This is a genomic window from Herbaspirillum sp. BH-1 (genome assembly GCF_002870055.1).
Taxonomy (GTDB): domain Bacteria; phylum Pseudomonadota; class Gammaproteobacteria; order Burkholderiales; family Burkholderiaceae_D; genus Herbaspirillum; species Herbaspirillum frisingense.
Genome location: NZ_PKOI01000017.1, coordinates 59447 through 72801, shown reverse-complemented (window position 1 = coordinate 72801; position 13355 = coordinate 59447). Strand labels below are relative to the sequence as shown.

The 13355-nt window shown below is 61.7% G+C and carries 11 protein-coding genes; all 11 read left to right on the top strand.

The genetic code is table 11. The annotated features are described in order from the left end of the window. Positions 1–234 precede the first annotated feature (234 nt). The 11 genes from HBH1_RS19570 to HBH1_RS19520 all read left to right on the top strand — a co-directional run bounded on the left by HBH1_RS19570 (position 235) and on the right by HBH1_RS19520 (position 13343). Positions 235–1746 (top strand): CoA-acylating methylmalonate-semialdehyde dehydrogenase, encoded by a 1512-nt coding sequence (locus HBH1_RS19570; protein WP_102664055.1) that lies wholly within the window; start codon positions 235–237, stop codon positions 1744–1746. 156 nt (positions 1747–1902) lie between these two features. After that, entirely contained in the window at positions 1903–3522 is a 1620-nt protein-coding gene (locus tag HBH1_RS19565; protein ID WP_102664054.1) for a GMC family oxidoreductase, read from the top strand. Between the two features lie 213 nt (positions 3523–3735). Continuing rightward, the gene (locus tag HBH1_RS19560; protein ID WP_102664079.1) at positions 3736–4506 is read left to right on the top strand and encodes an ABC transporter ATP-binding protein; all 771 of its coding nucleotides are present in this window, start codon (positions 3736–3738) and stop codon (positions 4504–4506) included. Then, positions 4506–5261, top strand: coding sequence for an ABC transporter ATP-binding protein (locus HBH1_RS19555; RefSeq protein ID WP_102664053.1), 756 nt, complete (start codon positions 4506–4508; stop codon positions 5259–5261). The genes HBH1_RS19560 and HBH1_RS19555 overlap by 1 nt, the downstream gene beginning before the upstream one ends. A 189-nt stretch (positions 5262–5450) precedes the next feature. Next, positions 5451–6659: an ABC transporter substrate-binding protein gene (locus HBH1_RS19550; protein ID WP_006463435.1), complete on the top strand. Its 1209-nt coding sequence runs from the start codon at positions 5451–5453 to the stop codon at positions 6657–6659. A gap of 149 nt (positions 6660–6808) precedes the next feature. Further along, positions 6809–7693: a branched-chain amino acid ABC transporter permease gene (locus tag HBH1_RS19545; protein ID WP_006463434.1), complete on the top strand. Its 885-nt coding sequence runs from the start codon at positions 6809–6811 to the stop codon at positions 7691–7693. 12 nt (positions 7694–7705) lie between these two features. Then, positions 7706–8686, top strand: a complete 981-nt coding sequence (locus tag HBH1_RS19540) for a branched-chain amino acid ABC transporter permease (protein ID WP_039875323.1) — start codon at positions 7706–7708, stop codon at positions 8684–8686. Between the two features lie 389 nt (positions 8687–9075). Further along, on the top strand, positions 9076–9837 hold the full coding sequence (locus HBH1_RS19535; protein ID WP_102664052.1) for a sulfite exporter TauE/SafE family protein: 762 nt from the start codon (positions 9076–9078) through the stop codon (positions 9835–9837). A gap of 302 nt (positions 9838–10139) precedes the next feature. Next, positions 10140–12068, top strand: coding sequence for a tRNA uridine-5-carboxymethylaminomethyl(34) synthesis enzyme MnmG (gene mnmG, locus HBH1_RS19530; protein WP_102664051.1), 1929 nt, complete (start codon positions 10140–10142; stop codon positions 12066–12068). 67 nt (positions 12069–12135) lie between these two features. Beyond that, positions 12136–12798 (top strand): 16S rRNA (guanine(527)-N(7))-methyltransferase RsmG, encoded by a 663-nt coding sequence (gene rsmG, locus HBH1_RS19525; RefSeq protein WP_102664050.1) that lies wholly within the window; start codon positions 12136–12138, stop codon positions 12796–12798. Then, positions 12798–13343 (top strand): lipocalin family protein, encoded by a 546-nt coding sequence (locus tag HBH1_RS19520; protein WP_102664049.1) that lies wholly within the window; start codon positions 12798–12800, stop codon positions 13341–13343. The genes rsmG and HBH1_RS19520 overlap by 1 nt, the downstream gene beginning before the upstream one ends. The last annotated feature ends 12 nt before the right edge of the window (positions 13344–13355 follow it).

Below are 13355 nucleotides of genomic sequence, written 5' to 3'. Positions count from 1 at the left end.
TAAGGCCGTGGATATCCAGGTGAATAGCTTGTGGGAATCGTGTGGGTAGTATGTGAACAATAAAGATGGATTATAAGCATCCTTTATATTGCTCTTGATAATTCCTCATTGGATGCGGGCTCGGGCGAGGACTATTCTTGCGGTTCCATGCCGACCCCGACCTGGTCGACGCATCGCAGGAAGGCGCAGGAGACGGCGCCTTCACCCGACATCGACAACACCAAAGGAAAACTTATGAGCCTCCCGCACATCGACCACTTCATCAATGGCCAGCTTTCGCGTTCGGAAAGCGGCCGCAGCCAGGATGTCTTCAATCCGGCTACCGGCGCCGTTGCAGCCAAGGTGTCGCTGGCATCGGTGGCCGAAGTCAACGCTGCAGTGGCCGCTGCCAGTGCCGCCGCACCGGCCTGGGCCGAGACCGCGCCCCTGAAGCGCGCCCGTGTGCTGTTCAAGTTCAAGGAGTTGATCGAGCAGAACCACGATGCCCTGGCCCGCGCCATCACGCTGGAACATGGCAAGGTGTTCTCGGATGCGAAAGGGGAGGTGACGCGTGGCCTGGAAATCGTCGAATTCGCCACCGGTATCCCGCAATTGCTCAAGACCCAGTTCACCGACAACATCGGCGGCGGTATCGACAACTGGAACCTGCGCCAGCCGCTGGGCGTGACGGCCGGCATCACGCCATTCAACTTCCCGGTGATGGTGCCGCTGTGGATGGCGCCGATTGCGATCGCCACCGGCAACAGCTTCGTGCTCAAGCCCTCCGAGCGTGATCCTTCACCTTCGCTGATGCTGGCTGAACTGTTCAAGCGCGCCGGCCTGCCCGATGGCGTCTTCAACGTGGTGCAGGGCGACAAGGTGGCGGTGGATGCGCTGCTGGAGCATCCTGAGGTGCAGGCGGTCTCCTTCGTCGGTTCCACCCCGATCGCCGAATACATCTATCGCAAGGCCACCGAACGCGCCGGCACCTTCCCGCTGCGCGCACAGGCCCTGGGCGGCGCCAAGAACCACCTGGTGGTCATGCCCGACGCCAACCTTGAGCAGGCCGTGGATGCGCTCATCGGCGCGGCCTATGGCTCGGCTGGCGAGCGCTGCATGGCGATCTCGGTGGCGGTGGCCGTGGGCAGCGTGGCCGACAAGCTGGTGGACGCCCTGATCCCGCGCGTGAAGGCCTTGAAGGTCAAGAACGGCATGGAAGACGATGCCGAGATGGGCCCGCTGGTGACCGCGGCCCACAAGGCCAAGGTGGAAGGCTATATCCAGAGCGGTGTGGATGCCGGCGCCAGGCTGCTGGTCGATGGTCGCGGCCTGAAGGTGCCGGGCCATGAAGAAGGTTTCTTCATCGGCGGTACGCTCTTCGACAACGTCAGCACCGACATGAAGATCTATCAGGAAGAAATCTTCGGTCCCGTGCTGTGCGTGGTGCGGGTACCGGATTTCGCCTCGGCCGTGCAGCTGATCAACGCCCACGAATATGGCAACGGTGTGTCGCTGTTCACCGCCGATGGCAATACCGCGCACGAGTTCTCGCGCCGCATCCAGGTCGGCATGGTGGGCATCAACGTGCCCATCCCGGTGCCGATGGCCTGGCATTCCTTCGGCGGCTGGAAGCGGTCGCTCTTTGGCGATACCCATGCCTATGGCGAGGAGGGCATCCGCTTCTATACGCGCTACAAGTCCATCATGCAGCGCTGGTCGGCCACCATCGGCAAGGGGGCGGAGTTCACCATGCCGGTGGCCAAGTAAGCCGACGAGACAATACCGACCGTTCGGACTGAGTAGCGCCGCAGGCGCGTATCGAAGATTCACCGTAGACGCACCTTCGATACGTCGCTACGCGACTACCCAGGCCGAACGGCCGAAGCAACTCAACGGCAAGAACAAGAACATAGCGGAGACAACATGCAATCGGCAGGGCAATACGACTACATCATCATCGGCGCCGGGACAGCCGGCTGCGTCATGGCCAACCGGCTGTCCAGGAAGACCGGCAAGAAGGTGCTGCTGATCGAAGCGGGCGCCAAGGACGATTACATCTGGATCCATATTCCGGTGGGCTATCTCTACTGCATCAACAATCCGCGCACCGACTGGATGTTCCGCACCGAGGCCGATCCCGGCCTGAACGGGCGCAGCCTGATCTACCCGCGCGGCAAGGTGCTGGGCGGCAGTTCCTCCATCAACGGCATGATCTACATGCGCGGCCAGGCGCGTGACTACGAGCACTGGGCGGACGTCACCGGCGACGACAGCTGGCGCTGGAACCAGGTGCTGCCCTGGTTCCGCAAGAGCGAGGACTATCACCTGGGCGAGAGCGAATTCCACGGCGCCGGGGGCGAGTGGCGGGTGGAGAAGCAGCGCCTGCGCTGGGACATCCTGGACGCCTTCCGCGAGGCCGCTGCTGAGAACGGTATCCCCAAGCTTGATGACTTCAATCGGGGCGACAACGAGGGCTGTGGCTACTTCGACGTCAACCAGAAGCGTGGCGTGCGCTGGAACGCTTCCAAGGCCTTCCTGCGGCCTGCCATGAAGGATGGCAGCCTGACCATCATGACCGGCTCGCACGTCAGGAAGCTGCGCATGGAGCAGGGTGCCAACGGACCGGTCTGCACCGGCGTCGAATTCACCGGTGGTGGCAGCGAGTGGCTGGCCGAGGCCAAGGAGACCATCCTGTGCGCCGGCGCCATCGGCTCGCCGCATATCCTGCAGATGTCGGGCATCGGTGCGCCTGCGCTGTTGCAGCAGCATCAGATCCCGGTAGTCCAGGCCCTGGCCGGCGTGGGCGAGAATTTGCAGGATCACCTGCAGATGCGCATGGTGTTCAAGGTCAACGGCACCAGGACCCTCAATGCCATGGCCTCGACTCTCTTCGGAAAGATGAAGATCGGACTGGAATACCTGTTGATGCAAAGCGGCCCGATGTCGATGGCGCCTTCGCAGCTGGGCGCCTTTGCCAGGTCCGATGCGCAGCAGGCCAGCGCCAATCTGCAGTACCACGTGCAGCCGCTGTCGCTGGAAAAATTCGGCGACCCGCTGCATGCTTTCCCGGCCTTCACGGCCAGCGTGTGCAACCTGCGTCCGACCTCGCGCGGTCACGTGCGCCTGGCCTCCACCGATCACGCGCTGGCGCCGCGCATCACCACCAACTATCTGTCCACCGAAGAAGACCTGAAGGTCGCCGCCGACGCCCTGCGCCTGACCCGGCGCATCGCCGGCTCTCCCGCCCTGGCACGCTATCAGCCCGAGGAGTACAAGCCCGGCGTGCAGTACCAGAGCGAAGAGGATCTGCGCCGCGCCGCCGGCGACGTGGGCACCACCATCTTCCATCCGGTCGGCACCTGCCGCATGGGGCGCAGCGACGATGCCGCCGCCGTCGTGGACGCGCATTGCCGCGTGCGCGGGGTGTCGGGACTGAGCGTGGCCGATGCCTCCGTGATGCCCTCCATCACCTCCGGCAATACCAATTCGCCGACTGTCATGATTGCCGAGAAAGTCGCTTCCAGCCTGCTTTCCCGGGCGTAAACGGGGTATTCTCAGCCGCTGGCGGATACGGTGTTTATACGTATTGTATGAATGGTACGAACCGGCTACTATGCGCCAAATATTAAAACGAGCTTCTCGATTCGCCAGGTAGAAAACGGCGGCGCCTGCATCCACAAGATGCAGGCCAACCGCAGCAGGCAGGCCTTGACGACCGGATCAACCGGCGCGGGCATCAAAGGGAAAGAAGAGACCATGACAGACGTCATTCTGGAGACAAGAAACCTGACGAAGGAATTCAAGGGTTTCACGGCAGTGAGCGCGGTCAACCTGCAAATTGAGCGCGGCCATATTCATGCATTGATCGGCCCCAATGGCGCCGGCAAGACCACCTGTTTCAACCTGCTGACCAAGTTCCTGGTACCGACCTCGGGCCAGATCCTGTTCAACGGCAAAGACATCACCATGGATGCACCGGCGCAGATCGCGCGCCAGGGCATCATCCGTTCCTTCCAGATTTCCGCCGTCTTCCCGCACATGAGCGTGCTGGAAAACGTGCGCATCGGCCTGCAGCGCAAGCTCGGTACCTCCTTCCATTTCTGGAAGAACGGCGAGAGCCTGAAGCAGCTCGACCAGCGTGCCATGCAGTTGCTGGAAGAAGTGGACCTCACCGGTTTCGCCCACACCACCACGGTGGACCTGCCCTACGGCCGCAAGCGCGCGCTGGAGATCGCCACCACCCTGGCCATGGAACCGGAACTGATGCTGTTGGACGAGCCCACCCAGGGCATGGGCCACGAAGACGTGGACCGCGTCACGGCGCTGATCAAGAAGGTCTCGGCCGGCCGCACCATCCTCATGGTGGAGCACAACATGAGCGTGATCTCCGGCATCTGCGACCGCATCAGCGTGCTGCAACGTGGCGCGCTGCTGGCCGAAGGCAGCTATGAAGAAGTCTCGCGCAATCCGCAGGTGATGGAAGCCTACATGGGCAGCACCTCGGCCGAACTGCAGGGAGCGCACTGATGAGCACCGCCACCATGAATGTCACCACCAGCACCTCGTCTTCCAACGCGCCGCTGGTACTGCAGATCAGTGACCTGCAATCCTGGTACGGCGAATCGCACATCCTGCACAACGTCGACCTGAACGTGCACCAGGGCGAAGTGGTCACGCTGCTGGGCCGCAACGGCGCTGGCCGTACCACCACGCTGCGCTCCATCATGGGCCTGGTCGGTACCCGCAAGGGATCGATCAAGATCAACGGCCAGGAAACCATCAATCTGCCCACCCACAAGATCGCCCACCACGGCGTCGGTTACTGCCCGGAAGAACGCGGCATCTTTTCCTCGCTCTCCGCCGAGGAAAACCTGATGCTGCCGCCCTTCGTCTCCAAGACCGAGAAGGGCATGTCGATCGAAGAGATCTACGACATGTTCCCCAACCTGAAGGAACGTCGCAACAGCCAGGGTACGCGTCTGTCCGGTGGCGAACAGCAGATGCTGGCGGTGGCCCGCATCCTGCGCACCGGTGCCCGCCTGCTGCTGCTCGACGAGATTTCCGAAGGCCTGGCACCGGTCATCGTGCAGGCACTGGCGCGCATGATCACGACCCTGAAGGCCAAGGGCTACACCATCGTGATGGTCGAGCAGAACTTCCGCTTCGCCGCGCCCCTGGCCGATCGCTTCTATGTCATGGAACATGGCCAGATCGTCGAGTCCTTCGCCTCCTCGCAGCTGGAAGCGAAGATGCAGACCCTGAACGAGCTGCTGGGCGTCTGATCCCGATCCACGCTCGCGTGAGCGGCGCCACGGCTGCGCCGCCTTCCTGATTTTTCCGTAGCACCTGCATCACCAGAACAAGAAGTACTGCCAAACAAGTACGTCAGCGGGGTGAGCGATCCTTTCCCCGTTCCACCAAGTTGTCTCGCTTCACTATGACACGCGGGCTTCATAACAGAGGAGATGAATATGAAACTTAAGGCAATGGCACTGGCGATTACCGCTGCAGCGGCAGCATTCGCGACGGCATCGGCTTCGGCCCAGATTTCGGGCGACGTGATCAAGATCGGTTTCATCACCGATATCTCGGGCGTGTATTCCGACATCGATGGCCAGGGTGGCGCAGAAGCCATCAAGATGGCGATCGCCGACATGGGCGGCGCCATCAACGGCAAGAAGATCGAACTGGTCGTGGCCGACCACCAGAACAAGGCCGACGTGGCCGCCAGCAAGGCCCGTGAATGGTTCGACCAGCAGGGCGTGGACATGCTCATCGGTGGCACCAACTCCGGTACCGCCCTGGCCAGCGCCAAGGTAGCGGCCGAGAAGAAGAAGGTCTACATGCAGATCGGCGCCGGTTCGGCCCGCCTGACCAATGAAGAGTGCTCGCCCTACACCGTGCACTACGCCTACGATACCGTCGCCCTGGCCAAGGGCACCGGTTCGGCAGTGGTGAAGCAGGGCGGCAAGAGCTGGTTCTTCCTGACCGCTGACTACGCCTTCGGCCACTCCCTGGAATCCGACACCGCCAACGTCGTGAAGGCATCCGGCGGCACCGTGGTGGGTTCGGTCAAGCACCCGCTGGGTGCGTCCGACTTCTCCTCCTTCCTGCTGCAGGCACAGAGCTCCAAGGCCCAGATCATCGGCCTGGCCAACGCCGGTGGCGACTTCATCAACTCGGTGAAGGCCGCCAACGAGTTCGGCATCACCAAGACCGCCAAGCTGGCAGGTCTGCTGGTGTTCATCAACGACGTGCACTCGCTGACCCTGAAGAACACCGAAGGCCTGTACCTGACCGACAGCTGGTACTGGGATGCCAACGAAGAGACCCGTGCCTTCGCCAAGCGCTACTTCGCCGTGCGCAAGAAAATGCCGTCGTCCCTGCAAGCCGCCGACTACTCGGCCGCCCTGCAATACCTGAAGGTGGTCAAGGAAATCGGTACCGACGATTCGGACAAGGTCATGGCTGCCCTGCGCAAGGCCAAGTTCAACGACATGTACCAGAAGAACGGCTACCTGCGCGCCGACGGCCGCGTGATGCACGACATGTACCTGTACCAGGTCAAGGCCCAGTCGGAATCGAAGTATCCGTGGGACTACTACAAGCTGGTGCAGACCATTCCTGCCGAGCAGGCCTGGACCACCAAGGCTGAATCCAAGTGCGCGGCCTGGAAGTAAGCAGGACGCACCGAGCAGCGCGCAACAAGCAGTAAGGCCATCGCACAGCCCAGCAAAATCTGTCATTTCTGTTCACGCGGGGATGGCAGATTTTTGCTGTAGGGCGCCGGGCGATGGTGATTTTCACCCATCTGGATGAACGGGTTTTTATGGAACTATTCGGCATACCCCTGCAAGCCCTGTTGAGCCAGCTCCTGCTGGGACTGGTCAACGGCTCCTTCTACGCCATGCTCTCGCTGGGCCTGGCGGTGATCTTCGGCTTGCTCAACGTGATCAACTTCGCGCACGGCACGCTGTACATGCTGGGCGCCTTCCTGGCGTGGATGGGCCTGTCCTATCTCGGCCTGAACTACTGGGTCATGCTCATCGTGGCACCGATCCTGGTGGGCGCATTCGGCATCGTCATCGAGAAGACCATGCTGCGCTGGCTCTACAAGCTGGACCACCTCTACGGGCTGCTGCTGACCTTCGGTATCACGCTGATGATCGAGGGCATCTTCCGCTCCATCTATGGCGTCTCCGGCCAGCCGTATTCGGTGCCTGACCTGCTGCAGGGCGCTACCAACCTCGGCTTCATGGTGCTGCCCAACTACCGCGCCTGGGTCGTGGTGGCTTCGCTGATCGTCTGTTTCGCGACCTGGTTCGTGATCGAAAAGACCCGCCTGGGTGCCTACCTGCGCGCCGGTACCGAGAATCCCAAGCTGGTGGAAGCCTTCGGCATCAACGTGCCGCTGATGGTGACCCTGACCTACGGCTTCGGCGTGGCACTGGCAGCTTTCGCCGGCGTGCTGGCCGCACCGGTGATCCAGGTTTCGCCGCTGATGGGCTCCAACCTCATCATCACGGTGTTTGCGGTGGTGGTCATCGGTGGGATGGGCTCCATCCTCGGCTCCATCCTGACCGGGCTGATGCTCGGCCTGGTCGAGGGCCTCACCCGGGTGTTCTACCCTGAGCTGTCGGCCACCGTGGTCTTCATCATCATGGCCATCGTCCTGATGGTCCGTCCGGCCGGCCTGTTCGGCAAAGAGAAATAATCGGAGACCGGCATGAACAAGAAAATCGGAATTGCTGTTTTACTAATATTGTTGTTGGCTGCACCGTTCGGCATCTACCCGGTGTTCCTGATGAAGATGCTGTGCTTCGCACTCTTCGCCTGCGCCTTCAACCTGCTGATCGGCTACACCGGCCTGCTGTCCTTCGGTCACGCCGCCTTCTTCGGCTGGGCCGGCTACATGTGCGGCCAGGCGCTGAAGGTATGGGGACTGCCAACCGAGCTGGGTTTGATCATCGGCACCCTGGTGGGCGCCCTGATCGGCCTGGTGATGGGTTTGCTGGCGATCCGCCGGCAAGGCATCTACTTCACCATGATCACCCTGGCGCTGGCGCAGATGCTGTTCTTCGTGGCCTTGCAGATGCCGTTCACCGGCGGCGAGGATGGCTTGCAGGGCGTGCCGCGCGGCAAGCTGCTGGGCTTCCTGAGCCTGGAAAGCGACATGACCCTGTACTACGTGGTGCTGGCCATCGCGGTGGCGGGCTTTGCCCTGATCGTGCGCACCATCCATTCGCCCTTCGGCCAGGTGTTGAAGGCGATCAAGGAGAACGAGCCCCGCGCCATCTCGCTGGGCTATGACGTGGCGCGCTACAAGCTGCTGGCCTTCGTGCTGTCGGCTGGTCTGGCGGGCCTGGCTGGTGCCACCAAGACGCTGGTGCTGGGCTTCGAGACCCTGACCGACGTGCACTGGAGCATGTCCGGCCTGGTGGTGCTGATGACCCTGGTGGGCGGCCTGGGCACCATCCTTGGTCCCATCGTCGGCGCGGTCATCATCATCATGCTGGAGAACAAGCTGGGTGACATCGGCAGCTGGCTGGCCAATGCCACCAGCATCGACTGGTTCAACACGCTGGGTGATTCGGTGACGATCGTGACCGGCTTCATCTTCATCGTCTGCGTGCTGGCCTTCCGCAAGGGCATCGTCGGGGAAATCCAGGCGCTGATCGGGAAAGGGCAGGCCAAGAGCTCGCACTAGCCTATCTTCGACAGAGCGCGGGTCACCCCCAGGGTGATCCGCTTGCCGCCGGCAAGTCACCGATCAGGTGATTTCCCGGCGGTAATTTTTTTGTCCACAGTCTTTTCGTCGTCCTGTGCCAGGCATAACAGATCGTTCATGTTCCGGAACAGGAATGTGCAGGGCGAATCTGTTGCTGATGCTGCTGGTGGCGCGGCGGTAGAATGTGGGCCGGCCAAAGCGGGTGCTTATTGACGGCACCGGTCCGCCATCCCGGTTCTCCGATTATCCAGATCACCAGTCCGCGCCTTATCTTATGCACAGCCTTGCATCACTGCCATCATCCCCATCGTCTCTCTTTTCCACATCACCTCATGCCGGCCCGGTCCGTTTCGTCACGGAGGCAGGGCATGCTTGATTACGTCATCCTGTGCGGCGCCGCGTTCGTTGCCGGTCTGATTGATGCGGTGGTAGGCGGGGGAGGGCTGGTGCTGGTACCGACCTTGTTCTCGGTCTTTCCCAACACCGCACCGGCCACGCTGCTGGGTACCAACAAAGTGGCCGGCGTCATGGGTACCAGTGCTGCCGCCATCAATTTTGCGCGCAAGGTGGCAGTACGTTGGAGCACTGTGACACCGGCAGCCATGGCAGCGTTTGCCTTTTCCTTCTTCGGTGCGTATGTGGTGACGCATATCCCGACCGATCTGATCCGCAAGGCCTTGCCCTTTGTATTGATCGCGGTGGCGCTGTACACGCTGAAGAGGAAGGATTTCGGTACGACCCATGCGCCCACGCTGAGCGGGAGCAGGGAGATGATCTACGCCGCCCTGATCGGTGGTGCGGTCGGCTTCTACGATGGTGTGTTCGGCCCGGGTACGGGGAGCTTCCTGGTTTTCCTGTTCGTACGGGTGTTCAGCTACGACTTCCTGTCGGCCTCGGCGGTCTCCAAGTTCGTCAACATCGCGACCAATCTGGCGGCCTTGTGCTGGTTCGGGTATAGCGGCCATGTGATCTGGCAATTGGGTCTGCTGATGGCGGTATTCAACATCGGTGGTTCGCTGGTCGGTACCCGACTGGCGATGAAACATGGCAGCGTCTTTGTGCGCAAGTTGTTCCTGATCGTGGTCGGGGCGTTGATCCTGAAGTCCGGGTATGACGCGTTTCTTCGGTAGAAAACATGTTTGATGTTTCACGTGAAACAGCGTGAATGAAGTTGAAGACGGAGCCGGGGGCTCCGTTTTTATTTGCTCGTTGAATTTCATCTAAGCACAAAGACATCCTCCCGATGTTCCACGTGAAACAGTAGCGATGATGTTTCGTTGATCAGCTATACCTATCGGAAGTCATCGCCGATAGCGTTCGACAGGGCAGGGAAGTGCGGTAAACCAACAGCCAGGGACCTGCCTGCCGACCCGTCCGGATAAAAGGTCTTATAATCTCGCCTCTGTTCTCACCTCACCACGAGGCCCGCATCATGCTATTCCCCACACAATTTGACGTCATTGTCGTTGGCGGCGGTCACGCCGGCACCGAAGCTGCACTGGCCGCAGCACGCATGGGCCAGAAAACCCTGCTCCTGACGCACAACATCGAGACCCTGGGCCAGATGTCCTGCAATCCCTCCATTGGCGGGATCGGCAAGGGCCACCTGGTCAAGGAAGTCGATGCCATGGGTGGGGCGATGGCCATTGCCACTGACGAGGCGGGCATCCAGTTCCGCATCCTGAACTCCTCCAAGGGGCCGGCCGTGCGCGCTACCCGCGCCCAGGCTGACCGCATCCTGTACAAGGCAGCGATCCGCTCCCGCCTGGAGAACCAGCCCAACCTGTGGCTGTTCCAGCAGGCAGTGGATGATCTGATGCTGGAAGGTGACCGCGTCGTCGGCGCCGTGACGCAGGCCGGTATCCGCTTCGCAGGCCACGCAGTGGTATTGACCGCGGGTACCTTCCTGGACGGGAAAATCCACGTAGGACTGAACAATTATTCCGGCGGCCGTGCCGGTGATCCGCCTGCCGTCTCGCTTTCCGCCCGATTGAAGGAATTGAAGCTGCCGCAAGGCCGTTTGAAAACCGGCACGCCGCCGCGTATCGATGGCCGCAGCATCAACCTGGCCATCCTGGAAGAACAACCGGGCGATCTCGATCCGGTACCGGTGTTCTCCGTCATGGGCAACGCCGCCATGCATCCGCGCCAGATGCCGTGCTGGATCACCCATACCAATAGCCGTACCCACGACATCATCCGTGGCGGCCTGGATCGCAGCCCCATGTACACCGGCGTCATCGAAGGCGTGGGCCCGCGTTACTGCCCCTCCATCGAAGACAAGATCCACCGCTTCGCCAGCAAGGATTCGCACCAGATCTATCTGGAACCCGAGGGCCTGACCACCCACGAGTTCTACCCCAATGGCATCTCCACCAGCCTGCCATTCGACGTGCAGCTGGAACTGGTGCGCTCGATGAAGGGCATGGAAAACGCCCACATCCTGCGCCCCGGCTATGCCATCGAATACGATTACTACGACCCGCGTGGCCTGAAGTCCTCGCTGGAGACCCGCCAGGTGCAGGGCCTGTTCTTCGCCGGCCAGATCAATGGCACCACCGGTTACGAAGAAGCCGCCGCCCAGGGCATGCTGGCCGGCATCAACGCTGCCTTGCAGACCCAGGGCCGCGATGCCTGGACCCCGCGCCGCGACGAAGCCTATCTCGGCGTGCTGGTCGACGACCTGGTCACCCAGGGCGTGCAGGAGCCGTATCGCATGTTCACCAGCCGCGCCGAATACCGTCTCTCTCTGCGCGAAGACAATGCCGACCTGCGCCTGACCGAAATCGGCCGCGAACTGGGTTGCGTGGGCGATGCCCAGTGGGAAGCCTTCGAACGCAAGCGCGAAGCCGTTTCACGTGAAATGGAACGCCTCAAGTCCACCTGGGTGAATCCGCGCATCCTCGCCGCTGCCGAAGCCGAACGTGTGCTGGGCAAGGCCATCGAGCGCGAATACAACCTGCTGGACCTGCTGCGCCGTCCCAACGTCAACTACGACAGCCTGATGAGCCTGACCGGTACGGAAGGCCAGCCCCTGGCCGGCCCAGGCATCGAAGACGGTCCGGTGCGCGAGCAGGTCGAGATCCAGGTCAAGTACGCCGGCTACATCGCCCGCCAGGCCAACGAGATCAGCCGTCAGGACCATAACGAAAACCTGAAGCTGCCCGCCGATCTGGACTACATGGACGTCAAGGCACTGTCCATCGAAGTGCGCCAGAAGCTCAACAAGCACCGTCCGGAAACCCTGGGCCAGGCCTCGCGCATTTCCGGCGTCACCCCGGCGGCGCTGTCGCTGTTGCTGGTGCACCTGAAGAAGGGTGGCCTGAAGCAGCTGGCCGCCAGCGACAACCAGGCGGCCTGAGGCTGCGCAAAGATTCACATTACTGCCCACGGCACTACCGACCCAGATCAATAACAAGGCATCACGGATGAGCAACACTGCAGACCTGTCCTCACTGACCCGCACCCTGAAAGAGGGGGCCCAGGCCCTCGGGCTCACGCTCTCGGAGGCGCAGATCGCAAGGCTGATGGCCTACCAGGCCCTGCTGGCGAAGTGGAACAAGGTCTACAACCTGACCGCCTTGCGTGACCCGGCCCAGATGGTGTCGCACCACCTGCTGGATTCGCTCTCGGCCATGACCGCCTTTGCCGGCGCGCAGCGCGTGCTGGATGTGGGCGCCGGCGGTGGCCTGCCGGGCATCGTGCTGGCGATCTGGGCCGCCGAGGCCGAGCCGCAGATGAAGATCACCCTGGTCGATACAGTCCAGAAGAAGACCGCCTTCCTCAACCAGGTCAAGGCTGAATTGCAACTGGGCAATGTGACGGTGCTGCATGCCCGTGTCGAGCAGTTGCCAGTCGAGCAACAGTACGATGTCATCACGTCGCGCGCCTTTGCGGAACTGAAGGACTTCGTCACATGGTCGAACCACCTCCTGCAACAAGGTGGCAAATACATCGCCCTCAAGGGTGTGCTGCCGCAAGAGGAAATCGACCGGTTGCCGGCGGGGTGGAAGGTGCAGCGAGTGCAGCCCCTGCAGGTACCGGGCCTGGATGCCGAACGGCATCTCATCTTCATGGAAAGAGCGACCTGATGAACAAACTCAAACAGGCCCTGGTGGCTACCATGGTCTCGATGGCAGCCTATGGCGTCATCGCCACCGCCAGCGCCCAGGAAGTCAAGACCGTGCCCTCCGTGGACCTGAAGCGCTATGCGGGCAAGTGGTACGAAATCGCCAAGATTCCCAACAGCTTCCAGAAAAAATGCATCTCCGGCACCAGTGCCGAGTATGCTGCCCGTGACGATGGCATGATCGACGTCACCAACCGCTGCAAGACCGCCGATGGCATCGATGAAGCCAAAGGCGTGGCGCGGGTGGTCCCGGGCAGCAACAACAGCAAGCTGGAAGTGCGCTTTGCGCCGGCCTGGCTGTCGTGGGTGCCGATGGTCTGGGGCGACTACTGGATCATGGACCTGGACGAGCAATACACGCTGGCCACCGTCGGCAGCCCCTCGCGCGAATACCTGTGGATACTCTCGCGCACGCCGACCATCAGCGACGAGCAATACGAGAACGCACTCAACAACGCCACCAAGCAGGGTTTCGATACCGCGCGGGTGGTCAAGAGCAAGCCGTAAATACGGCACCTG